Origin of the sequence: Devosia neptuniae (assembly GCF_025452235.1) — a bacterium.
Lineage (GTDB): Bacteria > Pseudomonadota > Alphaproteobacteria > Rhizobiales > Devosiaceae > Devosia.
On record NZ_CP104965.1, the window covers coordinates 1,141,284 to 1,162,861 of the forward strand.

General features: G+C 63.3%; 26 protein-coding genes, 2 tRNA genes and 1 pseudogene. 14 read left to right on the forward strand and 15 right to left on the reverse strand.

Annotated elements, in window-relative coordinates; genetic code table 11:
- The first annotated feature begins 2 nt into the window (after nt 1-2).
- Genes N8A98_RS08230 through N8A98_RS08250 form a run of 5 tightly spaced genes read left to right on the forward strand, consistent with a single transcriptional unit; the run spans nt 3 to nt 4,849 of the window.
- Nucleotides 3-1,133: a CgeB family protein gene (locus N8A98_RS08230; RefSeq protein ID WP_262170577.1), complete on the forward strand. Its 1,131-nt coding sequence runs from the start codon at nt 3-5 to the stop codon at nt 1,131-1,133.
- Nucleotides 1,130-2,221: a CgeB family protein gene (locus tag N8A98_RS08235; RefSeq protein WP_262170578.1), complete on the forward strand. Its 1,092-nt coding sequence runs from the start codon at nt 1,130-1,132 to the stop codon at nt 2,219-2,221. Before N8A98_RS08230 ends, N8A98_RS08235 begins: the two co-directional genes overlap by 4 nt.
- Entirely contained in the window at nt 2,218-3,300 is a 1,083-nt protein-coding gene (locus N8A98_RS08240) for a CgeB family protein (RefSeq protein ID WP_262170579.1), read from the forward strand. Before N8A98_RS08235 ends, N8A98_RS08240 begins: the two co-directional genes overlap by 4 nt.
- Nucleotides 3,301-3,312: 12 nt before the next feature.
- Nucleotides 3,313-4,326 (forward strand): UDP-glucuronic acid decarboxylase family protein, encoded by a 1,014-nt coding sequence (locus N8A98_RS08245; RefSeq protein ID WP_262170581.1) that lies wholly within the window; start codon nt 3,313-3,315, stop codon nt 4,324-4,326.
- 7 nt (nt 4,327-4,333) lie between these two features.
- The gene (locus N8A98_RS08250; protein ID WP_113120984.1) at nt 4,334-4,849 is read left to right on the forward strand and encodes a DUF1003 domain-containing protein; all 516 of its coding nucleotides are present in this window, start codon (nt 4,334-4,336) and stop codon (nt 4,847-4,849) included.
- 45 nt (nt 4,850-4,894) lie between these two features.
- Here the strand turns inward: N8A98_RS08250 and N8A98_RS08255 are convergent.
- Nucleotides 4,895-4,984 (reverse strand) — tRNA-Ser (locus N8A98_RS08255).
- 243 nt (nt 4,985-5,227) lie between these two features.
- Between N8A98_RS08255 and N8A98_RS08260 the strand changes: the two genes are divergently transcribed.
- From N8A98_RS08260 to N8A98_RS08270, 3 genes and pseudogenes are all read left to right on the forward strand, one after another.
- Complete coding sequence (locus N8A98_RS08260) at nt 5,228-5,551, forward strand: hypothetical protein (protein ID WP_262170582.1); 324 nt, start codon at nt 5,228-5,230, stop codon at nt 5,549-5,551.
- 37 nt (nt 5,552-5,588) lie between these two features.
- Nucleotides 5,589-6,250: pseudogene (gene msrA / locus N8A98_RS08265) on the forward strand (peptide-methionine (S)-S-oxide reductase MsrA).
- 77 nt (nt 6,251-6,327) lie between these two features.
- Entirely contained in the window at nt 6,328-6,696 is a 369-nt protein-coding gene (locus N8A98_RS08270) for an MmcQ/YjbR family DNA-binding protein (RefSeq protein ID WP_262170584.1), read from the forward strand.
- 88 nt (nt 6,697-6,784) lie between these two features.
- Here N8A98_RS08270 and N8A98_RS08275 read toward each other — a convergent pair whose 3' ends face one another.
- The 11 genes from N8A98_RS08275 to N8A98_RS08330 form a co-directional block, all read right to left on the reverse strand.
- On the reverse strand, nt 6,785-7,420 hold the full coding sequence (locus tag N8A98_RS08275; RefSeq protein ID WP_262170585.1) for a peroxiredoxin: 636 nt from the start codon (nt 7,418-7,420) through the stop codon (nt 6,785-6,787).
- A 455-nt stretch (nt 7,421-7,875) separates the two neighbouring features.
- Nucleotides 7,876-8,400: a CreA family protein gene (locus N8A98_RS08280; protein WP_262170587.1), complete on the reverse strand. Its 525-nt coding sequence runs from the start codon at nt 8,398-8,400 to the stop codon at nt 7,876-7,878.
- 158 nt (nt 8,401-8,558) lie between these two features.
- On the reverse strand, nt 8,559-9,359 hold the full coding sequence (locus N8A98_RS08285) for an amino acid ABC transporter permease (protein WP_262170588.1): 801 nt from the start codon (nt 9,357-9,359) through the stop codon (nt 8,559-8,561).
- 288 nt (nt 9,360-9,647) lie between these two features.
- Complete coding sequence (locus N8A98_RS08290; RefSeq protein ID WP_262170590.1) at nt 9,648-10,451, reverse strand: transporter substrate-binding domain-containing protein; 804 nt, start codon at nt 10,449-10,451, stop codon at nt 9,648-9,650.
- 250 nt (nt 10,452-10,701) lie between these two features.
- A complete protein-coding gene (locus N8A98_RS23375) occupies nt 10,702-11,070 on the reverse strand; it encodes a YegP family protein (RefSeq protein ID WP_390888814.1) in 369 nt (122 codons plus the stop codon).
- Between the two features lie 90 nt (nt 11,071-11,160).
- A complete protein-coding gene (locus tag N8A98_RS08305) occupies nt 11,161-11,448 on the reverse strand; it encodes an Rdx family protein (protein WP_262170591.1) in 288 nt (95 codons plus the stop codon).
- The gene (locus N8A98_RS08310) at nt 11,445-11,906 is read right to left on the reverse strand and encodes a Crp/Fnr family transcriptional regulator (protein WP_113121898.1); all 462 of its coding nucleotides are present in this window, start codon (nt 11,904-11,906) and stop codon (nt 11,445-11,447) included. The genes N8A98_RS08305 and N8A98_RS08310 overlap by 4 nt, the downstream gene beginning before the upstream one ends.
- A gap of 159 nt (nt 11,907-12,065) precedes the next feature.
- Nucleotides 12,066-12,704 carry a DUF1236 domain-containing protein gene (locus N8A98_RS08315; RefSeq protein WP_262170592.1) on the reverse strand — a complete coding sequence of 213 codons (639 nt, stop codon included), beginning with the start codon at nt 12,702-12,704 and terminating at the stop codon, nt 12,066-12,068.
- A 179-nt stretch (nt 12,705-12,883) separates the two neighbouring features.
- Nucleotides 12,884-13,303 (reverse strand): GFA family protein, encoded by a 420-nt coding sequence (locus N8A98_RS08320; protein ID WP_262170593.1) that lies wholly within the window; start codon nt 13,301-13,303, stop codon nt 12,884-12,886.
- 11 nt (nt 13,304-13,314) lie between these two features.
- A complete protein-coding gene (locus N8A98_RS08325) occupies nt 13,315-13,779 on the reverse strand; it encodes an SRPBCC family protein (protein WP_262170594.1) in 465 nt (154 codons plus the stop codon).
- Nucleotides 13,763-14,110 (reverse strand): ArsR/SmtB family transcription factor, encoded by a 348-nt coding sequence (locus N8A98_RS08330; protein WP_262170595.1) that lies wholly within the window; start codon nt 14,108-14,110, stop codon nt 13,763-13,765. The genes N8A98_RS08325 and N8A98_RS08330 overlap by 17 nt, the downstream gene beginning before the upstream one ends.
- A gap of 130 nt (nt 14,111-14,240) precedes the next feature.
- Between N8A98_RS08330 and N8A98_RS08335 the strand changes: the two genes are divergently transcribed.
- Nucleotides 14,241-15,344 (forward strand): NAD(P)-binding domain-containing protein, encoded by a 1,104-nt coding sequence (locus N8A98_RS08335; RefSeq protein ID WP_262170596.1) that lies wholly within the window; start codon nt 14,241-14,243, stop codon nt 15,342-15,344.
- A 248-nt stretch (nt 15,345-15,592) separates the two neighbouring features.
- On the opposite strand, the gene N8A98_RS08340 is transcribed toward N8A98_RS08335, so the two are convergent.
- Together N8A98_RS08340 and N8A98_RS08345 are read right to left on the reverse strand one after the other, a co-directional pair.
- Nucleotides 15,593-15,868, reverse strand: a complete 276-nt coding sequence (locus tag N8A98_RS08340; RefSeq protein ID WP_052153617.1) for a hypothetical protein — start codon at nt 15,866-15,868, stop codon at nt 15,593-15,595.
- 147 nt (nt 15,869-16,015) lie between these two features.
- Nucleotides 16,016-16,090, reverse strand: a tRNA-Gly gene (locus N8A98_RS08345).
- Nucleotides 16,091-16,297: 207 nt separating this feature from the next.
- Between N8A98_RS08345 and trxA the strand changes: the two genes are divergently transcribed.
- From trxA to N8A98_RS08360, 3 genes are read left to right on the forward strand one after another with little or no spacing between them, the layout of a single operon-like run.
- Nucleotides 16,298-17,248 carry a thioredoxin gene (trxA, locus tag N8A98_RS08350; protein WP_262170600.1) on the forward strand — a complete coding sequence of 317 codons (951 nt, stop codon included), beginning with the start codon at nt 16,298-16,300 and terminating at the stop codon, nt 17,246-17,248.
- A gap of 13 nt (nt 17,249-17,261) precedes the next feature.
- On the forward strand, nt 17,262-17,927 hold the full coding sequence (locus tag N8A98_RS08355; protein ID WP_113121905.1) for an LON peptidase substrate-binding domain-containing protein: 666 nt from the start codon (nt 17,262-17,264) through the stop codon (nt 17,925-17,927).
- The gene (locus N8A98_RS08360) at nt 17,927-18,157 is read left to right on the forward strand and encodes a Trm112 family protein (RefSeq protein ID WP_200877212.1); all 231 of its coding nucleotides are present in this window, start codon (nt 17,927-17,929) and stop codon (nt 18,155-18,157) included. Before N8A98_RS08355 ends, N8A98_RS08360 begins: the two co-directional genes overlap by 1 nt.
- Here N8A98_RS08360 and N8A98_RS08365 read toward each other — a convergent pair.
- Nucleotides 18,154-19,377 carry an FAD-dependent monooxygenase gene (locus tag N8A98_RS08365; RefSeq protein ID WP_262170603.1) on the reverse strand — a complete coding sequence of 408 codons (1,224 nt, stop codon included), beginning with the start codon at nt 19,375-19,377 and terminating at the stop codon, nt 18,154-18,156. The two genes, N8A98_RS08360 and N8A98_RS08365, sit on opposite strands and share 4 nt — an antisense overlap.
- Nucleotides 19,378-19,640: 263 nt before the next feature.
- Here N8A98_RS08365 and N8A98_RS08370 point away from each other — a divergent pair, with 263 nt between their 5' ends.
- Nucleotides 19,641-19,979, forward strand: a complete 339-nt coding sequence (locus N8A98_RS08370; RefSeq protein ID WP_035101987.1) for a P-II family nitrogen regulator — start codon at nt 19,641-19,643, stop codon at nt 19,977-19,979.
- A 22-nt stretch (nt 19,980-20,001) separates the two neighbouring features.
- Nucleotides 20,002-21,366 (forward strand): ammonium transporter, encoded by a 1,365-nt coding sequence (locus tag N8A98_RS08375; protein WP_262170605.1) that lies wholly within the window; start codon nt 20,002-20,004, stop codon nt 21,364-21,366.
- Nucleotides 21,367-21,578: the final 212 nt, after the last annotated feature.

Consider the following 21,578-nt stretch of genomic DNA (forward strand, 5'->3'; position numbering starts at 1 on the left):
ATATGCATTTCGTGTTCTATACCCATTCGCTGGTCTCGGACTGGAACCATGGCAATGCCCATTTCCTGCGCGGCGTCATGCGCGACCTGTTGCGGCGCGGCCATTCGGCCATTGCCCTCGAGCCGGCGGATGCGTGGAGCCGACAGAACCTGGTCGAAAGCCAGGGGCGCCAGGCCGTGGAGCGGTTCGCCGCAGACTTTCCGGGCCTGCAATCGCAACAATATGGCGCGGACTTCGACCATGCCGCCGTGATCGGCGACGCCGATGTGGTCATCGTCCACGAATGGACCGATCCGGCGCTGGTGGCCCGCCTGGGACAGATCCGCCGTAACGGCGCCCGCTTCACCCTGCTGTTCCACGATACCCATCACCGAGCCGTCTCGGCCCGGCAGGACATAGCGGGCCTGATGCTGCAAGATTACGATGGCGTGCTGGCCTTCGGGGAAACGCTGCGGCAGCGCTATCGCGAGGCCGGCTGGGGCCGCCAGGTGTTTACCTGGCACGAGGCGGCGGATGATGCGCTGTTCCATCCCCTCCCCGATATCGAGCGGACCAAAGACCTGATCTGGATCGGCAATTGGGGCGATGGCGAGCGCAGTGCCGAGATCGATGAATTCCTGATCCGGCCGGCGGCGGCGCTTGGCCTGTCCGGTACGGTGCGCGGCGTGCGTTATCCCGACCATGCCCTGGCGGCCGTGCGGAAGGCGGGCCTCAACTATGGCGGCTGGATCGCCAATGCCGATGTGCCGCCGGCCTTTGCGCGGCACAGGGTGACCCTCCATATCCCGCGCCGGCCCTATGTGGAATCGCTGCCTGGCATTCCCACCATCAGGGTATTCGAGGCGCTGGCCGCCGGCATTCCCCTGCTCTCGGCGCCCTGGGACGATGCCGAGGGCCTGTTCCGTCCGGGCCAGGACTTCCTCTTCGCCAGAACCGGGTGGCAGATGCAGGACCTGCTGCGAGAGGTCATTTCCGACCCCAGCCTGGGCCGTCAACTCGCCGCCAATGGGCTCGAAACCATTCGTGCCCGCCATACCTGCCGGCACCGCGTCGATCAATTGCTGGCCATTCTCACCCGGACCGGCAGTGCCCGCACCGTCAGCAAGGCCGGCGCCCTGGAGACCATGTCATGAAAATCGCATTCTATGGATCGAGCCTTCTTTCGGCCTATTGGAACGGCGCTGCCACCTATTATCGTGGCATGCTGCGGGCACTGGCCGAGAAGGGTTACGACATCACCTTCTACGAGCCCGATGTCTATGAACGGCAGCAGAACCGCGATATCGAGCCGCCCGATTGGTGCCGCGTCGTGGTCTACCAAGGTAATGTCGAGGCCCTGATGCAGGTGACCGCCGAAGCGCGGCAGGCCGATATCGTCATCAAGGCCAGCGGCGTCGGCTTCGAGGATGACCTGTTGCTCGAACTGGTGCTGCAGCACGCCGCGCCGGACGCGCTACGCATTTTCTGGGACGTGGACGCGCCGGCCACCCTGGCCGAATTGCGCAGCGATCCCAACCATCCCCTGCGCCAGGCGCTGCAATCGATCGACCTGGTGCTCACCTATGGCGGCGGCGAGCCGGTGATTGCCGCCTATCGCGAAATGGGGGCACAGGATTGCGTGCCGATCTACAATGGTCTCGATCCACACACCCATCACCCCGTCGCGGCTGATCCGCGCTTTGCCGGCGATCTGGGATTTCTGGGCAATCGCCTGCCCGATCGCGAAGCGCGGGTGGAGGAATTCTTCCTTATCCCCGCGGTGCGCATGCCCTCGCAGCGCTTCCTGCTGGGCGGATCGGGCTGGGCCGACAAGGCCATGCCCACCAATATCACCTATCTCGGCCATGTCGGCACGGCCGAGCACAATGCCTTCAACGTCTCGCCCAAGGCGGTGCTCAACATTTCGCGCGCCAGCATGGCCGAAACGGGTTTTTCTCCGGCCACCAGGGTGTTCGAGGCAGCCGGGGCCGGGGCCTGCATCATCACCGATTATTGGGAGGGGATCGAATTGTTCCTCTCGCCCGATGACGAGATCCTGGTGGCGCGCGACGGGCAGGATGTCAGCGCGATCCTGGGCGAACTCACGCCAGAGCGGGCCCGCCAGATCGGCGCAGCGGCCATGGAGCGGGTGCTGCGCGAACACACCTACGCCCATCGTGCCGAGGAGGTGGACCGCGTGTTCCGCTCGGCCGCGCGCCGGCAGGTGGAGGCGGCCGAATGAGTGCGCGCTATGACATCGTCATTATCGGGCTGTCGCTGTCCTCGTCCTGGGGCAATGGGCATGCCACCACCTATCGCGCCTTGATACGTGGGCTGCGCGCCCATGGCAAAAGCGTGCTGTTCGTCGAACGCGACGTGCCTTGGTACGCCAATAATCGCGACCTGCCCGACCCCGATTTCTGCGACCTGGCCTATTATGACAGCGTCCAGGACTTGCTGGCGCGCTACACGCCACAGCTGAAAAATGCGGGCGCGGTCATTGTGGGTTCCTATGTACCCGAGGGCATTGCGGTGATCGACGCTCTGAACAAGATGGCGCTGACCAATTGGCATTTCTACGACATCGACACGCCAGTGACGCTGGCCAGGCTTGCCCGCGGCGAGGAGGAATATCTGGCCACCCGGCAGATTCCGCTATTCACCAGCTATATGTCGTTTTCCGGCGGGCCGACGCTGGATCGGCTCGAACAGCAATTCGGCGCCCGCTCGGCGCAGGCGCTCTATTGCTCGGTGGATGCAGATCGCTATGGGCCGACGGGGGAACCCCAGCACTGGGACCTGGGCTATCTGGGCACCTATAGCCCTGATCGCCAGCCGGTACTCGAGCGGCTGCTGATCGAGCCGGCAAGGCAATTGCCCGACAGGCGTTTCGTGGTGGCCGGGGCGCAGTTTCCGCCTGATATCGAATGGCCCGCCAATGTAGAGCGCATCGAGCACGTGCCGCCATCCGAGCACTCTTCGTTCTATAACCGGCAGCGTTTCACGCTCAATGTCACCCGCGCCGACATGGTCGCCGCCGGCTGGTCGCCCAGTGTCCGCCTGTTCGAGGCCGGCGCCTGCGGCACCCCCGTGATCAGCGATATCTGGCCCGGCCTCGATCACTTGTTTCCTGCCGAGACCATTGTCCTCGCCAGCGACAGCGCCGATGTGGTTCGCGCCCTGCGCCAGACCACCGCGTCCCAGCGCCAAGCCATGGCCACCGCCGCGCGTCGCCACGTGCTGGCGCGGCACAGCGCCACCGCCCGCGCCGGCGAATTGCTCGCCATGCTCGGCGCGAGCGCTATCCGTTCATCCGCCTGAAAGGCTCGTCCGATGCACATTTCCAAACCCAATATGACCATTCTGGTCGCCGGCGGCGCCGGCTTTGTCGGCTCCCATCTCTGCGATGCCCTGCTGGCGCAAGGTCATCGCGTCATCTGCGTCGACAATTTCCAGACCGGCTCGATTGCCAATGTGCAGCCGCTGCACAATCATCCGGGCTTCCGGCTGATCGAGGCCGATATCTGCGATCCGTTCGTTGCCGACGAGCCGATCGACCAGGTCTATAACCTGGCCTGCCCGGCCTCGCCGCCGCAATATCAGGCCGATCCGATGCATACGATGATGACCAGCGTGGTGGGCACGGGCAATCTGCTGCGCCTGGCCGAGCGGCATGGCGCCGGCTTCCTGCAGGCTTCGACCAGCGAGGTCTATGGCGATCCCGAGGAGCATCCCCAGCGCGAGGATTATTGGGGCCATGTCAATTGCACCGGTCCACGCGCCTGCTATGACGAAGGCAAGCGCGCCGCCGAAACGCTGTGCTTCGACATGCTGCGCGCCGGCCGCGTCGATGCCCGCGTGGTGCGGATCTTCAATACCTATGGGCCGCGCATGAGCCCCAATGATGGGCGGATCGTCTCCAACCTGATCGTGCAGGCGGTGCGCGGGCAACCGCTGACCATTTATGGCTCGGGCGAGCAGACCCGTTCCTTCTGCTATGTCAGCGACTTGGTGGCTGGCCTGATCGCTTTGATGAATGTCGACCCCAATCCGGGCCTTCCCGTGAACATCGGCAATCCGGGCGAATTCACCATTAGCGAGCTGGCCGAGCTGGTCCTCGAGATGACCGGCAGCAGGTCCAAAATCGTGCATCGCCCCCTCCCCGAGGACGATCCGCAGCGCCGCCGTCCCGATATCGAGCGGGCCAGGCAAGTGCTGGGCTGGGAGCCGCGGCTGCCGCTCACCGAAGGCCTTGCCTTGACCATTCCCTGGTTTGCCGAACGGCTGCGGGAAACACCGCCCGCGCGGCGCGGCACGAGACAGTCCGTCGCTGCGGCGCCATGGTGAGGCTGCGATGGCCGATGACATTCCCGAGCCGGTGGCGCGCAATATAGCATCGATCCGGCAATGGCAGGCCGAGCGGCAGGCCAAGCGCGGTACCAGCGACAAGATTGCCGATGCGATTAGCCGATTTGCCGGCAGCATGCCCTTTGTCTACCTGCATCTGGTGATTTTCGGGTGCTGGGTGATTGCCAATCTGGGCTGGGTTCCGGGCGTGCCGCGCTGGGACCCTACGCTGGTGGTGCTGGCCATGGTTGCCTCGGTCGAAGCGATCTTTCTGACCAGCTTCGTGCTGATCAACCAGAACCAGATGACACTGGAAGCCGACGAAAAAGCTGAATTGGATCTGCAGGTTGGCCTGTTGAACGAGGGCGAAACCACACGGCTGCTCGCCATCACCCAGGCCATCGCCGAACATCTGGGCGTCACCAGCGGGGTCGAGCATGAGCTGGACGAATTGCGCAAGGAAACTCAGCCTGGCGTCATTCTGGACGCGGTCAAGCATGGCTCCGGCAAACCTGATGCGTGAAGCGCAGCTTGCCAAAATTACAATAATTTCAAGTCGTTAAAGATATGGCGGAGAGAAAGGGATTCGAACCCTTGAGACGGTTCCCCGCCTACACACTTTCCAGGCGTGCGCCTTCGACCACTCGGCCATCTCTCCGCATCGCCTTATCCCCGGGCTGGAATCGCCGGAGGGGCCGGCTGGTGGGCCGACGCGAGCGAGGCGCAATATACTTATCAGCGGCCTGGGCGCAAGGGATCACGTCAAAGAGATGACGATTGTTTTTCCCCGGGGCATTCCCATCTTGTAGGCAGACCCGTGGGCATGGCAAAAGAATACTTGTGCACGGGAGGAACGGGTAAGCCGGCTACACCTTATCCCCGTCCAGCACAGGGAACGGGAATGCGGCTGATCTTGAGAATTGCCGGCACCTGGCTGATCGGCCTGGCGCTGGTTCTATTGGTTATCGATGGCACCCGCTCGCTGGGCGCCAATGCCGTGATGTTCACCAGCCTTGCCGATGCCTGGACCAGCCTGCATGAACCGAGCCTTGGCGTGGTACGGGCGTTCCTCGATAGCCGGTTCTTTGCCGAACTGCTGGAGCGGACGCTCGATGCGCTGCTGACCTATCCGGCTTTTGCCGTGTTCGGCATACCCGGCATCGTATTGGCGCTGGCCGGGCGGACGCCAAGGCGCGAGCGCTTCGTGCGGCAAGACCAGATCTGACCCCGTTGGCCTATCTGGCATGAAAGGAAAGCATTCCATGTTCTTCAAATCCAAGCCGACGACCATCCCCTCCGCCGCCGAGGCCCTGCCGGGCCGCATCACGCAAATGCCTGTGGCCGCTGAGCATTATGTCAATGGCGCAGCGCTCAAGGGCCCCTATCCCGCCGGCGCCGAGACCATCTATTTCGGGCTGGGTTGCTTTTGGGGCGCCGAGCGGCTGTTCTGGCAATTGCCGGGCGTGATCGTGACCGCGGTAGGCTATCAGGGGGCTCGACCCCCAACCCGAGCTATGAAGAAGTGTGCTCGGGCCAGACTGGACATACAGAGGCGGTCAAGGTGGTGTATGACCCCAAGGCGATCAGCCTCGACAGGCTGCTCAAGACCTTCTGGGAGGAGCATAACCCGACCGAAGGCATGCGGCAGGGCAATGATGTGGGTACGCAATATCGCTCGGCCATCTATACCACGACGCCCGAACAGGCGGCCGTGGTCGCGGCCAGCAAGCAGGCCTATCAGGATGCCTTGCGGGCCAAGGGCCTAGGCACCATCACCACCGAGATATCCCCGGCCGGTGAATTCTATTATGCGGAAACTTATCACCAGCAATATCTGGCCAAGAATCCGAACGGTTATTGCGGGTTGCAGGGCACCGGAGTGTCCTGTCCGATCGGGACGGGCGTTACAGCCGCCGCCGAATAAGGCGACGGTTCTTAGGGGCAAAAAAGAGCGCCGATCCGGGTCACCGGATCGGCGTTTTGGTTAACGGACTGTTAGCATTGAGCATCACCATTCCTGCCATTCTGCAGCGCGCCCCTTTCGAGGCGTTCATTTTGAGCCTGCCCGGCACAAATCTGGTGCGGCAATGGGGCAATGCCTCGGTGGGCAAGGTCGGCGGCAAGATCTTTGCGCTGCTCAATACCGAGCCCGGCGCGGTGTCGCTCAAGGTGTCGGACATGGCCTATGAGCTGCTGACCGAGCTGGAGGGGATCCAGCCGGCGCCTTATCTGGCGCGCGCGGGGTGGGTGGCGATCAGTGCCAGCTCGCCGCTGAGCGAGGATGAAATCAGGGCCTATATCACCGAGGCGCATCGGCTGGTCGCATCGCGACTGACGCGGAAACTGCGGGCGGAATTGGGACTGGGGTGAAGCCCCCAAAGAAAAGGGCGGCAGGTTGGTGCCGCCCAGTTATCAGGGAGAAAACGAGCGCGCGCTTTAGCGCGCGAGGCAACCCGCGCTACGCGCGAGGCTGGGGAACAATGCGCAGATAGGGCTTCAGTTCCTTCCAGCCGTCGGGGTATTTGGCCTTGGCAGCTTCATTGGAAACGGCGGGAACGATGATGACATCCTCGCCCTGCTTCCAATTGACCGGGGTGGCGACCTGGTGCTTGGCGGTAAGCTGGAGGCTATCGATGACGCGCAGCACTTCATCGAAATTGCGGCCGGTGGAGGCCGGGTATTCGATCTTGAGCTTGACCTTCTTGTCCGGCCCGATGACGAACAGGCTGCGCACGGTCAGCGTATTGTCGGCATTGGGATGGATCATGTCGTAAAGCCGGGCGACTTCGCCCTTGGTATCGGCCAGCAGCGGGAAATTGAGCGCGGTGCCCTGGGTTTCCTCGATATCCTTGGCCCAGCCGGCATGATCCTCGAGCTTGTCGACGGAAAGGCCCAGCGCCTTGACGCCGCGCTTTTCAAATTCGGGCTTGAGCTTGGCGGTATAGCCCAGCTCGGTGGTGCAGACCGGGGTGAAATTCTTGGGATGGCTGAACAGCACGGCCCAGGAGCCATCGATGTAATCGTGGAAATGGATATTGCCCTCGGTGGATTCGAGGGTGAAATCGGGGGCGGTATCGCCAATCAGAATGGCCATCGTTGATCCTTGTGCGCCTGAACGGGTGATCGTCTGGTTAGGCAAAGAGTATCGTATTGCGGGCCGCCGATAGAAGCGGAGCGGCGCGAAATCTTTTTATGTTGTCGGCTGGCGGAACGCCATGGCGTTCCAATGGGATGGCATGGGACAGGATGGGGGCGGGAAACCTCGATCCGCCTCCCTCCCCCTTGAGGGGGAGTATTTACTCGGGACTCGCCCCACCCACGGTGTCACCCCGGCGCAGGCCGGGGCCCATCCCGAGATGCTGCGGCGACCGCAAGGTGTGTGGGCGGGGCGCCGGAATGGTGCTTATCAGGCGATCTGGCGGCGGGTTCGGACAGCTCAGGATGGGTCCCGGCCTGCGCCGGGATGACACCGCGTTCTTGAAGGCGTCCAAAGTAAACACTCCCTCCCGCAGGGGGAGGGAGGGCAGGAGCCTCAAGATCGACGCCAGTCTACTGCGTATTGACGGTGGCCGGGGTGGAGGCGGGGGTCGGGGCGCCATTGGTCCAGGTGACGGCCTCGCCGTTGAGCGGGATGACCGAGAGGCTCATCTTGCCCGAGCCCTGCTGCAATTCGCGGGCATGGCCGAGATAGATCAGGGAATTGTTGGCGGCATCATAAATGCGGGTGACGCGCAGCGACTTCCAGATCAGCGAACGCCCTTCGCGGAAGATTTCCTCGCCGCCGGGGCGCAGGGAAATATTGCCGATGGTGAGCGGGCCGACCACCGAGCAATCGAGCGCGGAATAGGAGGGGTCTTCGAACCAATTGCCCTGGCTGATGCGATCGATGAAGGAGCGGTTGAAATAGGCCAGGTGGCAGACCACGCCCTCTACCCCCGGATCGGCCAGCGCATCGATGGCAATGTCATTGCCGGTCCAATCGACGCCGACCGAGCCCACGGTGCGGTTATCACCACAGGCGGCAAGGGAGACTGCGGCGAAAGCGGCGATGGCGAGGGCGGCAAGACGGTTCATGCGCAGGGTCTCCGTGGGTTGCGGGGTATAAGTGGGGCCGGAAAAGACGCAGCGCAATAGTAGACCTCATCCTGAGCCCGTCGAAGGACGAAGTCGTGGCAAGATGGGTGGCACGACCTCGTGGTTCGACAAGCTCACCATGAGGTCTACTGAACAGTTCAGCGCCGCTCATTGCGCAGGCGATTTTCCAGCAGGCGGACCAGCAGGGACAGGGAAATGGTCATGGTGAGATAGAGGAAGGCCACGACGTTGTAGGTCTCGAAGAACAGGAAGGTGCTGGAGGAATAGACTTTGCCCAATTGGGTAATGTCCTGCACGCCCAAAGCCGAGACCAGGGCCGAATCCTTGACCATGGAGACGAAGTCATTGCCCAGCGGGGGCAGGATGGTGCGCAGGGCCTGCGGGGCGATGATGAAGCGGAAGCAATGCCAGCGCGAGAGGCCCAGCGCGCGCGCCGCTTCGACCTGGCCGGAATTGACCGCTTCGATGCCGGCCCGGAAGATTTCGGCGATGAAGGCGGAATAGCAGATGGTGAGCGCGACGATGGCGCGCCAGGCGAAATCGAACTGGCGGATGGTGATCGTGCCACCTGTCGGCTGCAGCAGCCAATTGATGGCAGCGACCATACCGGGCGCGCCGACAAAGGCGACGTAGAACAGAAAGACCAGCACGGGAATGCCGCGAATAATCTCGACATAGAAGGTGGCCAGTTCGCGCAGCACGCGATTGGTCGAGGTGCGGGCGAGCGCGATCAGCAAGCCCAGCATAGTAGCCGCGGTGAAGGCGACGCCAGTGACCCAGAGCGTGGTGGTGATGCCGCCCGAGAGCGCACGGAAGATGACGGCATAGCCGGCATTGGCCGTCATGGCCCATAGGCCAAGCACGAAAAGCAAGGCAATGGCGAGCAGCCACCAGGGCGTGCGGGCGAGGATGGAGGGGCGGCGGGGGATGTAGGTCATGGTGTCTTCATGGTGGCAGCCGCAGACTCAGGGCTGCACCGGGGAGAGTATCTAGATTTGGCGCCTGTGACTCACCCCCACCCTTGATCCCTCCCCACAAGGGGGAGGGAGACGATAGAGCCGAGAGTGCAGTTCCTGCGCCTCCCTCCCCTTGATGGGGAGGGAATGCGGGTGGTCGGGGAGCCACGATGTGGGGCAGAGCTGCGGAGCAAGGCCCCCTCATCCGGCGCGGTGCGCCGACCTCTCCCCCCAAGGGAGAGGTGAAGGAAGGCGGGGTTGCCACGCCGCTTACTGGGCCGCGTTGTATTCGTAGAACCACTTCTGCTGGAATTTTTCCATGGTGCCGTCGGCCTTGATGGCGGCGATAGCGGCGTTGATGGGGTCGAGCAGGTCGGAGCCCTGGGTGAGGATGAAGCCGAAATCCTCGGCGCCGAGCGGACCGCCAATGACTTTGAAGGCGCCCGGATTGGCCCCGATATAGCCATTGGCCGAGGTCTGGTCCATCAGGACGGTATCGACGTCGCCGGCCTGCAGCGCCGAAACCGAGGTGCCGAAGGTGTCGAACAGCTTGATGCGCGGATTGCTCTCTTCGCCATCGAGCACATTATAGACCGCGACATAGAAATTGGTGGTGCCGGCCTGGGCGCCGATCAGCAGGTTGGGGTCGCCGGCAAAGCTCTCCGCATCGGTGAAGCGGGTCTCGTCGGCGCGCACCAGCATGAATTGCTCGCTGGTCAGGTAGGGATCGGAAAAATCGATCAGCTCGGCGCGTTCCTCATTGATGGTGATGCCGTCCATGCCCACTTCGAACTGGCCATCGCGCACCGCCTGGATCATCACGTCCCAGCTGGAAAGCTGCCAATCGACCTTGGCATTGAGGCGCTTGGCGATTTCGTTGAACAGATCATATTCGAGGCCAATGCCCTCGCCGGTCTTCGGATCGGCGAAATTGAGCGGCACATAGGCATTTTCGGTGACCGCGACGATGGTGCGGCCGCCCAGATCCGGCAGGGCATCCTGGGCCTGAACGGAAACGGCGCCGAAGGCCAGCGAGGCCACGGCGGTGGCGAGCAGCTTGAGGATGGATGACATGAGGCGGCATTCTCCCGGAACGATTTGCCGGCAAGACTAGACCGGCTGGCCGGGGCTTGGGAATGGGTTTGGTGCGGCGAGAGGCGGGCCGGCGGGAAGAATTTGTTTTTGCCGTGCCCGTTCCACACACGGCGTCTTCCTCGGGCTTGACCCGAGGATCACTTGCAACACGTGCCATATCAAAGTGGCCCTCGGGTCAGGCCCGAGGGAGAACAGCGATTGATTGCAGCATTGTGGCTAGAGCCGCGCCTTACGCCTCGTCGATGGTTTCCGCCTTGGGGCCGCGTTCCTGCACCGATTTGATGCAGTTCTTGGCGCTGGATTTGGATTTGTAGGTTTCCGAGCGCACCATGGGTTCGCCATTGGCGGCGACGAAGCGCACGAAGGTCTGGCCATCCTTGGAGGCGGCGAGTTCGAAGCGGTAGCCCTTGCCCTCTTCGCCCTTGGTCAGATCGACAATGGCGGCGCCGGGCGCGTTCTTCTTGATGGAATCGATGCAATTCTGCGCGCTGGCCTTGGACTTGTAAGTTTCCGACCAGACCATGATTTCGCTATTGTAGACGAACTTGGCGACGAACTCGCCATTCTTGGCAGCAGTGATCTTGAACTTATGCGCCATAACCCCAGGCTCTCCCTCAAGGAGCGACGCGACGGCGCGTCGCTTTGCAATGAGCGAGATTAACCCAAGATATAAGAAAAGAAAGAGGGATCAGCCCGTATGGGAGCGATCGATATGGCCCAGATCGCGGTCGGGGTCGATGCGGTCGCGCACCATTTGCTTGAGCTGCTTGACGTCAGGGAAGCCGCCATCGCGCTTGCGCTCCCAGATCAATTCACCATCGAGGCTGATCTCGAAAATGCCACCCGTGCCGGGGACCAGCGTCACCGCCCCCATTTCGAGGCTGAAGGTGGAGAGCACTTCGGAGGCCATCCAGGCCGAGCGGAGCAGCCAATTGCACTGGGTGCAATAGGTGATGGTGAGGGCGGGTTTGTTCATCGTGCGGCTTTGCTCTTGCGATCGGCGGGTTCGACCAGGGTGGCCAGGATCTGATCGACCAGATCGAGATCCCGTCGCTTGCCGGCGGCCTGCTGCTGCAGATCGACCAGATAAGAGGTGGTGTAATAAAGCCGCCGCGCCAGCATGGTGGCGATATGCAGGGAAAATTCGGGGCGGCTATCGAGAAAGGTCAGCGCGTCGGGAATTTCATAGGCGGTGACGGCGGAGAGCGCCTTGACGCTGGCCGAATGGGGCATGTCGAGCAGCACGGCCATTTCCCCGAAAATCGAGCCAGGCTCGTCGACATGAGTGACCTGGGTGCGTTCGCGGATCACTTCCACCTGGCCCGAGACCAGCACATAGAGCCGGCCCAGCCGCTCGCCCTCGGGCAGCATGAGCTGGCCGGGTTTGAAGCTGACCTGCTTGAGCCCCACACAATAATCCAGAATATCGGCCATGCGCCCCTCCGATTTTCGTGCGGCTATATTGCCCAAACTCGGCAGGCGGTCAAAGCAAAGCCGCCCGGAGTGAACCGGACGGCTTCGGGGCGGGCGTGACTACGGAACTTCCACCCCATCCCGCCCTCGAGAGGGAGGAATAGTTGTGCGGCGCCGGGACTAGTTGATCCAGACCACGGCGCGGCTGGTGCTTTCGACCAGGGCCGGGCGGCCCTCGATATAGACATAGGAATAGCTCGATTGCGGCACCGGAGTCAGTGCGACATCGGGCGGCACCACATAGCCCACGACCACATCGCCTTGCAGGGGTACCGGAGCGATTGGGTTGGCGATGGCGTAATCGAGATAGTTCTGGGTGACCAGATAGCCCGGCGACTGCACCAGGGCGCGGCTTTGCAGATCGACGATCCAGACGCGGTCATTGGCATAGATATAGCCATAGGAGGGGTTGGTCTCGACCGGGTAGATCACCACGTCGGGCGGCAGCACATAGCCGATATCGAGCGCGCTATCGAGATAGACCGGCTCGACCGGATGGGCGCCGGCATAATCGACCACCGAGGTTTCGATGCCCGCCTCGGCGCCCAGCGTGGCCCCGGCAAAGCCGCCGATGGCAGCGCCCAGCGGGCCGGCCACTACTGCACCAACGGTCGCGCCGGCGATGCCGCCACCACCCGCGCCAATGGTGGCGCCGGCTTGCACATCATCTTCGGTGCCGATCAGCGTATCCTGGGCGAAGGCCGGCATGGCCATGCCAAGCGCCAACGCGGCCACACCAGCCAAAAGAAGCTGTTTCATTGCTCTGATCCTTTCAAGGGAGTGGACAGGCCACTCACTGCGGAAGCGCGAGACTGGGAGGTCTCGCGCGGTTACCGCCCCGTGCTGGATTAACGAGGGCCTGAAAGACTGGTTCCTGGTGGGGAATGGGGATGGCGGGCAGCTGTGGCGCATCGGCCACAGGGGACCCGGCAGGACGCTCAGAGGTAGGACGTCACCGCGGGCGGCTCCATCTGCTTGTCCTGGATGCCGTTTTCATAGGTGATCGGCACTCTGGCGAAATCCTGCGGCGACAGGCCGTCGAGCACCGCGATGTTGAGCGCGTGGAACCAGCCGCCCATCTGCTCGAGAAAGCCGCGCGAATAGAGCTGCACGCCGCAGGTTTTGCAGAAATGGTGGTGAATGTGATCGGGCGGCCAGAGCGAGTCCGGGGCGCGATAATCGGCCAGGTTATCGGCGCCGGTCAGCAGGCGGATGTCGTCGACGCCGACAAAGCTCTTCCAATAGCGGGTCTTGGCGCAATAGGTGCAGTTGCAACGGCGGGACTCAGCGCTGAGATCGACATCGGCTTCGAAGCTGACGGCGCCGCAATGGCAGGAGCCGTGATGGGTCTGTCGCATGTTTGCTCTCCTCAGGCGGGATTGTCGCGCAGGTAATTCACCTGCTTGTCGAGGCATTCGGTCCAACCGCTGAGATGGCTGTCGCGCTCGGCGATCGAGGCGAAGGGGGCCTGGTGGAAGCGCTGGCTGGTGACGCCATCGGCCTCGTCGAGGGTGATGGTGATATCGGTGAGATCGGTCTGGCCCGCACCCTGTTCCCAGGCAAAGCTCATGACGATCTTTCGATTGGGCACGATCTCTTTAAACGTGCCGCCGAACCAGCCATCGGGATAATCAGCCGAGCGGATCACGCCGCGATAGGCGCCGCCGACGCGGAAATCGAGCGTATAGCTGGGGCAGGTGAAATCCTTTGGACCGAACCAGCGCTTGAGCAATTCCGCGTCGCTCCAGAGGCGGAACACCAATGCGGCCGGCGCGGCGAAGGTGCGGTCGATGAAGAGTTCGTTTGCGGCCATGGCTTCAGTTTTTGGGAGCATCGGGCTGTCCTTTGGTGAGATCCTTGAGGAGGGCGTCCATCTTGTCGAAGCCCTCGTCCCAGAATTTGCGATAGTGTTCGAGCCAGCTGGCCAGCTCGCGCAGGGGCGCGCCTTCGAGGCGAACGGGGCGCCATTGGGCGGTGCGGCCGCGCGAGACGAGCCCCGCGTGTTCGAGCACCTTGAGATGGCGGGAAATGGCCGGCAGGCTGATAGCGAAGGGCTCGGCCAGTTCATTGACATTGGCCTCGCCCTCTCCCAGCCGGGCCAGAATGGCGCGGCGGGTCGGGTCGGCCAAAGCGGCCAGCGTGAGGCTTAGCGGGTCGGTCTGCATTTAACGTATCCGTTAATTAACATATGCGTTAAATAGATCGAACGTAGATGGGAGTCAAGAGGGCGGATCCAGCGCGCTTGCTCCCATGGCTTGCCGCCCCTAAATATGGGCCCTCCCCGGGAGCCCGCCTTTGTCAGATCCATCCCCTGCCTTGCGCGTTGTGCTTAAAACCCGCGTCGTCGTGATTGGCGCGGGGCAGGCGGGCCTGTCCTCGGCCTATCACCTCAAGCAAATGGGCCTCATGCCCGGCCGCGACTTCATCGTGCTCGACCAAGCCCCTGCGCCGGGCGGCGCCTGGCAATATCGCTGGCCTTCGCTGACGCTGAGCACGGTCAATCGCGTGCATGACCTGCCGGGCCTGTCCTTTGCCGAACTGGGGGGAGGCGATGATTCGGTGCAGGCCGCCGTGGCGGTGCCCCGCTATTTCGCGGCTTATGAGGAGCGCTTCGGGCTCAATGTGCTGCGCCCCGCCGCGGTCAGCGTGGTGTGCGACCGGGGAGCACGACTGCGGGTCGAGAGCGATCGCGGGGTGTCTTCCGCCGAGGGGCTGATCAATGCCACCGGCACCTGGGAAAAGCCGTTCATCCCGGACTATCCCGGCAAGGACCTGTTCACCGGCCGCCAGCTGCATACCCGCGACTATAGAAATGCCGCCGAATTCGCCGGCCAGCATGTGCTGGTGGTCGGCGGGGGTATTTCGGCCATCCAGCTGCTCGATGAAATCTCGCAGGTGACGCAGACCAGCTGGGTCACCCGCACGCCGCCGCGCTTTCGCGATGGTCCGTTTGATGCTGATGCCGGCCGAGCCGCTGTGGCTTTGGTGGAAGAGCGCGTGCGCCAGGGCCTGCCGCCGGGTTCGGTGGTGTCGGTCACCGGCCTGCCCGTCACCCCGGCGATCGAGGCAGCCCGCGCGCGGGGCGTATTGAACCGCCAGCCCATGTTCGATGAGATCACGCCAACAGGGGTGCGCTGGGCCGATGGCAAGACGCTCGATGTCGATGTGATTTTATGGTGCACCGGTTTTCGCAGCGCGCTCGATCATCTGGCGCCACTGCAATTGCGCGAGCCCTCAGGCGGCATCGTGATGAGCGGGCGGCTGGCCACGCAGGTCGAGCGCGACAAGCGCATCCATCTGGTCGGTTACGGCCCCTCGGCCTCCACCATCGGCGCCAACCGCGCCGGCAGCGCCGCTGCCAAGGAACTGATGGCGTTTCTTGATTCGGGAAGTGGCTGACAGCCGGCGCTCGGCTCAAGCGCTCAGCGCTGCCGCACCCACGGTGTCACCCCGGCGCAGGCCGGGGCCCAGCTCGAGATAGCTCCGCTGCCGCAAGGTGTGCGAGCGTTTTCCCTCGAACGATCTGGCGGCGTGGCCCACGATCTCAGGATGGGCCCCGGCCTGCGCCGGGGTGACACCGTGGGTGGGGGCATGTCTTGCGCGATGGCCAGAGTGACACCGTGGGTGGGGTGATATCTACGCAGAAGTTAACGCCGCGGGCGGCGCCCTACCGGCTCGATCAGGTCGTCTTCGACTTCGGTCTGAGGCCGGTCGTCGCCGCGGGCCAGTTCTTCATGCCAGCGGCCTTCGGCGTCCTGATAGCCGATGGCCTGGGTCTGCCCGGCGGCTTGCTGGCGGTCGGCGGCGGCGATGGCCGCGTCCAAGGCCGCGCGATGGGTCGGAAAGCTCTCCGAAAACACGTCCCCGACCTTATAGGCAAAGCCGCCGTCATGCTCGACGACCTCGTAGCGTACATGTGCCATGGCGCAAGTCTCCCTGTTCTGCCGGCAGGAGAACTATCGGCGCCCGTTTCGGTTGCTGGAAAAACGCTGGGCCGGACACAAACCGGGAAAAACAAAAAGGGTCCCGAAGGACCCTTTGTCACCAAAGCCATGCCGGACTTTGGTATTTGGAGCGGGCGATGGGATTCGAACCCACGACCCTAACCTTGGCAAGGTTATGCTCTACCCCTGAGCTACACCCGCACTCCATATCGTCGTCACCGCCTTGGCAGTGCCCCGATGCGCGCCTATATGCCCAATCACCTGCCTGATTGCAACCCACATTTTGACCGCTTCGTCATCTTCCGGTCGCCTTGTGGATAGAAGGGCTTGTCACACCACGGTTTGCGGGCGCAAGAAGAGCCCAGAACCGACCCAGATTTCGAAAAACGCCAAGGGCCCGTCACGCCGATGTCCACTCCGTTTAACGTTGCAACACCGACTTCTCCCGCTGCTGCGCCTGTTGGCGCGCTGATCAAGGATTCGACCGATCAGGCTTTCAAGGCCGACGTGATCGACGCTTCGCTCGATACACCCGTGCTGGTCGATTTCTGGGCGCCTTGGTGCGGCCCCTGCCGCCAGCTCACGCCGGCGCTGGAAAAAGTGGTCAATGAAAAGGCAGGCAAGATCCGCCTGATCAAGATCAATATCGACGAAAACCCCCAGATTGCCGGCCAGCTCGGCATTCAATCGATTCCCGCCGTGTTCGCCTTTTCCGGCGGCCGCCCGGTCGATGGCTTTATGGGCGCCATGCCCGAGGGCGAAGTGCGCCGCTTTGCCGATAAGGTGATTGCCGGCGCCCCCGAGCCGGCGCCGGCCGAAGGGTCGATGGAAGCCCAGATCACCGAAGCCCTCGCCGCCGCCGAAGAAGCGCTGACCGCTGGGGATCTCGGCCGTGCTGCGCAGATTTTCGGCATGGTAGTGCAGCATGTCCCCGACCATGCAGTGGCCTTGATCGGCCTCACCAAGGTGTATCTGGCCGCTGGCGAGACCGAGCAGGCCCAGGCCACGCTCGACATGATGCCCGAAGCCGAGCGCAAGGGCGAGGCCTATACCAGCCTTGCCAATTCGATTCGCCTCCTGGGTGAAGCCGCTGACCTGTCGGAAACCTCGGCGCTCGAAGCCGCGCTTGCCGCCAATCCCGATGATCACCAGGCCCGTTTCGATCTGGCCGTAGTGCTCAATGCCGAAGGCAAACGCGTCGAGGCCGCCGAGGCGCTGGTTGCCATCTTCAAGCGCGATCGCACCTGGAACGAAGACGGCGCGCGCAAGAAACTGCTCGAATTCTTCGATGCCTGGGGGCCAAAAGACCCCGCCACGCTCAAAGGCCGTCGGCTGCTGTCGGCCGCCTTGTTTTCCTGAGCCGGGAGATTCTATGCCTAAACGCCCTACCTCGCCCGCCGAGCTGCCCAAATCCGTCCCGGTCTTTCCCTTGACCGGGGCACTGCTGCTGCCCTTTTCGCATCGCCCGCTCAATATCTTTGAGCCGCGCTATATCGAGATGGTGGATGCGGCCCTGCGCGGCGACCGGCTGATCGGGCTGATCCAGCCCGAGGACACGTCCGAGGAAAGCCCGCGCGGCCGCAGTCCACTGCAGCAAATCGGCTGCCTGGGCCGGATCACCCATTTCGAGGAAAGCGGGGAGGGGCGCTATTTCATCATTCTGGAAGGCGTCACCCGCTTCCGGCTCGCCCATGAGCTGACGGTGATGACGCCCTATCGCCAGGGCGTGATCGCTGCCGAGGACTTTGCCACCGACTTCACCCGCGATTTCGGCGAGGACGCGGTGGATCGCGAGCGCTTCATCAAGATGATGCGCGACTATGCCGAATTTGCCAATATCGACCTCAATTTCGAGGAGATCGAGCGCACCGGGACGGCTGACCTCGTCAATTTCTGCTGCATGGTCTCCCCCTATGGCGCCGCCGAAAAGCAGGTGCTGCTGGAAGCCCAGACGCTGGAGCAGCGCGCCGAAACCCTGATCGCCATGACCGAATTTGAAATGGCGCGCGGCGGCAATGACCGCCCCCCGCTCAACTGATGCCCTCCGGCGTCGATCCGCGCCATGTGCTGGATGTGCGCACGCTCGAAATGCTGGTCTGCCCGCTGACCAAGACGCGGCTGATCCTGTCGGGGGACCATACCGAGCTGATCTCGGTCGCGGCGCGCTTGGCCTTCCCCATCAACAAGGGCGTGCCGCTGCTCAGCCTCGATGAAGCGCGGAGCGTCGAGCCGGATGAGATCAAGACGCTGACGCGGGGCCAGAACTAGATCGGCAGCCCGCTGAGCAGTTTTGGTCCATTGCCCGAGACACCTGCCGCGGTGCGGATCATGGCGGCCTTGATGGGGCCGGCGCGGTCGACCAGGCCCAGGCCGAAATCGCGCACGGCGCGGATCGGGGCGGCGTCATTGGAGAATAGCCGGTTCATGCCGTCGGTCACCATGGCCATGGCCGAGGTGTCGAGCCGGCGCCAGCTCTGGTAGCGGGCCAGCGCGTCATCCCCGCCATGATCGAGCCCGAGGCGAATGGTGTCGATCACGACTTCCGCCAAAGCCGCCACATCCTTGAGCCCCAGATTGAGCCCCTGCCCGGCGATCGGATGCACCACATGGGCGGCGTCGCCCACCAGAGCCAGCCGTGGCGCGACGAAATCGCGGGCGATGCGCATGCGGAGCGGGAAGCCTGCCAGATCGTCTTCGACCGTGACAGCGCCCAGCGTCGAGCCCATCACCGCCTCGATTTCGAGCGCCAGGGCGGCTTTGTCCATGGCGAGGAAGCGCGGCGCTTCGGCGCCGGATTCGGTCCAAACCAGTGACGAGCGATTGCCCGTAAGCGGCAGGCTGGCAAAGGGGCCGGCGGGGCGGAAATGCTCATAGGCGACGCCGTCATGGGGCAATTCATGGCTGATCGTGGTGACCAGGCCGGTCTGGCGGTAATCGTGTTCGACGACGCCAATGCCGGCCATCTGCCGCAGTGCCGATTGCGCGCCGTCGGCCGCCACCACCAAGGGCGCCACGAGCACGCGGCCATCGGCCAGCACCAGTTGGGCGGACCGGGCATCGCTCTCCCAGGCAGTGATCTCGGCCGGCGCGATCACCTCGATCTGCTGGCCGACCGCATCGAGCAGCACCTGCCCGCTGATGCGATTGGGCACCATATGGGCAAAGGCCTCGCCCGGCGCCACATCGCCCTCAAAACTGAGAAACAGCGGCCGCGAAATATCGCCCACGCCCGAATCGGTAATGCGCATGGCGGTGATCGGCTGCGATTGGGCGGCCATGGCGGGCCACACGCCCAAAGCCTCGAAGACGCGGCGCACGCCAGCAGCGATAGCCGAGGCGCGATTGTCGCCCGGCACCGATAGCGGCCGCCGATCGACCAGCCCGACACGGATGCCGCGCGCCGATTGCACCAGGGCAAGCGCCAGCGTCAGCCCCACCGGACCGCCGCCGACGATCAGCACATCATGGGTTTGTGCAGCGCTGGCCATGTCAGTTCTCCTTTCCTCTATTGAGCGCCTGCACGCCCTGGGTGCAAGAGGCGCAAGGTCGCGGCAGGCTTGCCGTAATTTTGCCCAATTCGCTGCAGTTTTGCACATTTTTTGTGCATTTGGCGGCGGGTGCGGCGCCGTGAATCGTTTATGAATTACTAATGCATTGTTTTTGCTGATGATTTTCGCGCCATTCGGAGTTGGCACGGCGCTTGAGTCTAGTTGGGCATTCCAGACCAGCGCCAAGTCGCAAAGGGGCTCACATGAAACTGGTGATTGCAATTATCAAGCCATCACGCCTCGAAGAGGTTCGCCAGGCTCTCAACTCGCTCGACGTGCACGGCATGACCGTGACCGAGGTGAAGGGTTACGGCCGCCAGAAGGGGCATTCGGAAATCTATCGCGGTACCGAATACGCCGTGCACTTCCTGCCCAAGCTCAAAGTTGAAATCGCCGTTGATGACGCCCTAGCCGATGCCGTGTCCACGGCCATCCGCGACAGCGCCCAGACCGGCCGTATCGGCGATGGCAAGATCTTCGTGCTCGATCTTCTGGCCGTCACCCGTATCCGCACCGGTGAAACCGGCGCTTCTGCCCTCTAAGCGTCATCGGGAGAACAACAAGATGAAGATGTCAAAAGTTTTGGGGAGTGCTGCAATCGCCTCCCTGCTGCTGGCGCTGCCGGCATTTGCGCAGGACGCTGCGGCGCCGGCAGCCGAGGCGGCCGCTGAAGTGACTGCCGTCGTCGACAAGGGCGACGTGGCCTGGATGCTGGTATCCACCATGGTCGTCATCGTCATGACCATTCCGGGCCTGGCCCTGTTCTATGGCGGCCTGGTGCGCGCCAAGAATATCCTCTCCGTGCTGACCCAGGTGTTCCTCGGCTTCTCGATGATCGCCATTCTGTGGGTAGCCTATGGCTATTCGCTGGCTTTCGCCGGCCCGACCGAAGGGGGCCTGTCGGCTTTCGTCGGCGACTTCTCCAAATTCTTCCTCTCGGGCGTCACCCTTGATTCTCGCGCCGCGACCTTCTCGGCCGGGTTCGAATTGCCCGAAATGGTCTTTGTGGTCTTCCAGCTGACCTTTGCCTGCATCACCTCGACCCTCATCGTCGGCGGTATCGCCGAACGCATGAAGTTCGGCGCGCTGATGGCGTTCCTGGCCATCTGGTTCACCTTCTCCTATATCCCGATGGCCCACATGGTCTGGTCGGGCCCCGGCCTGCTGTTCGGCATGGGCGCCTATGACTTTGCCGGCGGCACCGTGGTTCACATCAATTCCGGTGTGGCCGCGCTCGTTGCTGCCATCGTGCTCGGGCCGCGCCTGGGCTACATGAAGGAGCCGATCGCTCCGCACAATCTGGTCCTCACCTATATCGGTGCCGGCCTGCTGTGGTTCGGCTGGTTCGGCTTCAATGCCGGCTCCAATCTCGAAGCCAATGCCCTGACTGCCGTTGCCCTGATCAACACCGTGCTGGCTCCGGCCGCTGCGGCTCTGGCCTGGGCCATCGGCGAAAAGGTTACCCGTGGCCATGCTTCGGCCCTGGGTGCGGTCTCGGGTGCCGTTGCCGGCCTCGTCGCGATCACCCCCGCGGCCGGCTTTGCCGGTGTCGGCGGCGCCATCGTGCTGGGTGCGGTTGCCGGTTTCGTCTGCCTGTGGGCGGTCGTCAACCTCAAGCCGATGCTCAAATATGACGATAGCCTCGATGTGTTCGGCATCCACGGCGTCGGCGGCATTGTCGGCGCCCTGGGCACCGCCATCGTCGCCAATCCCGGCTTCGGCGGCTACCCGCTGGACGGCTATGAAATGGGCGCCCAGTTCATGGTCCAGCTCACCGGCGTGATCATCGCCATCGTCTGGTCCGGTGTCGTGGCCCTGGTCGCCATGCTCATCGTCAAGGCAATCTTCGGTGGCGCCCGCGTCTCCGAATCGAGCGAAAGCGATGGCCTGGATCTGTCGAGCCACGGCGAGCGCGCCTACAACTCGTAATAGCAACTTCACCCGGCGGCGCCCTCCGCCGCCGGGTCTCTACCAGACAAAAAATTGATCGCGGCGTGCGGCTCGTGTCCCTCTTGGCCCGCCACAGAGGCTTCCCACTCGCAAACTGCACGGGCTGCACACCACGATCAATTGCTTCCCCCTTCGTTCTCCCTCCCTGGACGATTGCGGCGACCTGGCCCGCCCCTCGTGGCGGGCCTTTT

Excerpts from the sequence above, each read along its gene's own strand:
- N8A98_RS08230 (WP_262170577.1), top strand. The coding sequence starts at position 3 with ATGCATTTCGTGTTCTATACCCATTCGCTGGTCTCGGACTGGAACCAT.
- N8A98_RS08235 (WP_262170578.1), top strand. The coding sequence starts at position 1,130 with ATGAAAATCGCATTCTATGGATCGAGCCTTCTTTCGGCCTATTGGAAC.
- N8A98_RS08240 (WP_262170579.1), top strand. The coding sequence starts at position 2,218 with ATGAGTGCGCGCTATGACATCGTCATTATCGGGCTGTCGCTGTCCTCG.
- N8A98_RS08245 (WP_262170581.1), top strand. The coding sequence starts at position 3,313 with ATGCACATTTCCAAACCCAATATGACCATTCTGGTCGCCGGCGGCGCC.
- N8A98_RS08250 (WP_113120984.1), top strand. The coding sequence starts at position 4,334 with ATGGCCGATGACATTCCCGAGCCGGTGGCGCGCAATATAGCATCGATC.
- N8A98_RS08260 (WP_262170582.1), top strand. The coding sequence starts at position 5,228 with ATGCGGCTGATCTTGAGAATTGCCGGCACCTGGCTGATCGGCCTGGCG.
- N8A98_RS08275 (WP_262170585.1), bottom strand. The coding sequence starts at position 7,420 with ATGGCCATTCTGATTGGCGATACCGCCCCCGATTTCACCCTCGAATCC.
- N8A98_RS08280 (WP_262170587.1), bottom strand. The coding sequence starts at position 8,400 with ATGAACCGTCTTGCCGCCCTCGCCATCGCCGCTTTCGCCGCAGTCTCC.
- N8A98_RS08285 (WP_262170588.1), bottom strand. The coding sequence starts at position 9,359 with ATGACCTACATCCCCCGCCGCCCCTCCATCCTCGCCCGCACGCCCTGG.
- N8A98_RS08290 (WP_262170590.1), bottom strand. The coding sequence starts at position 10,451 with ATGTCATCCATCCTCAAGCTGCTCGCCACCGCCGTGGCCTCGCTGGCC.
- N8A98_RS23375 (WP_390888814.1), bottom strand. The coding sequence starts at position 11,070 with ATGGCGCATAAGTTCAAGATCACTGCTGCCAAGAATGGCGAGTTCGTC.
- N8A98_RS08305 (WP_262170591.1), bottom strand. The coding sequence starts at position 11,448 with ATGAACAAACCCGCCCTCACCATCACCTATTGCACCCAGTGCAATTGG.
- N8A98_RS08310 (WP_113121898.1), bottom strand. The coding sequence starts at position 11,906 with ATGGCCGATATTCTGGATTATTGTGTGGGGCTCAAGCAGGTCAGCTTC.
- N8A98_RS08315 (WP_262170592.1), bottom strand. The coding sequence starts at position 12,704 with ATGAAACAGCTTCTTTTGGCTGGTGTGGCCGCGTTGGCGCTTGGCATG.
- N8A98_RS08320 (WP_262170593.1), bottom strand. The coding sequence starts at position 13,303 with ATGCGACAGACCCATCACGGCTCCTGCCATTGCGGCGCCGTCAGCTTC.
- N8A98_RS08325 (WP_262170594.1), bottom strand. The coding sequence starts at position 13,779 with ATGCTCCCAAAAACTGAAGCCATGGCCGCAAACGAACTCTTCATCGAC.
- N8A98_RS08330 (WP_262170595.1), bottom strand. The coding sequence starts at position 14,110 with ATGCAGACCGACCCGCTAAGCCTCACGCTGGCCGCTTTGGCCGACCCG.
- N8A98_RS08340 (WP_052153617.1), bottom strand. The coding sequence starts at position 15,868 with ATGGCACATGTACGCTACGAGGTCGTCGAGCATGACGGCGGCTTTGCC.
- trxA (WP_262170600.1), top strand. The coding sequence starts at position 16,298 with ATGTCCACTCCGTTTAACGTTGCAACACCGACTTCTCCCGCTGCTGCG.
- N8A98_RS08355 (WP_113121905.1), top strand. The coding sequence starts at position 17,262 with ATGCCTAAACGCCCTACCTCGCCCGCCGAGCTGCCCAAATCCGTCCCG.
- N8A98_RS08360 (WP_200877212.1), top strand. The coding sequence starts at position 17,927 with ATGCCCTCCGGCGTCGATCCGCGCCATGTGCTGGATGTGCGCACGCTC.
- N8A98_RS08365 (WP_262170603.1), bottom strand. The coding sequence starts at position 19,377 with ATGGCCAGCGCTGCACAAACCCATGATGTGCTGATCGTCGGCGGCGGT.
- N8A98_RS08370 (WP_035101987.1), top strand. The coding sequence starts at position 19,641 with ATGAAACTGGTGATTGCAATTATCAAGCCATCACGCCTCGAAGAGGTT.
- N8A98_RS08375 (WP_262170605.1), top strand. The coding sequence starts at position 20,002 with ATGAAGATGTCAAAAGTTTTGGGGAGTGCTGCAATCGCCTCCCTGCTG.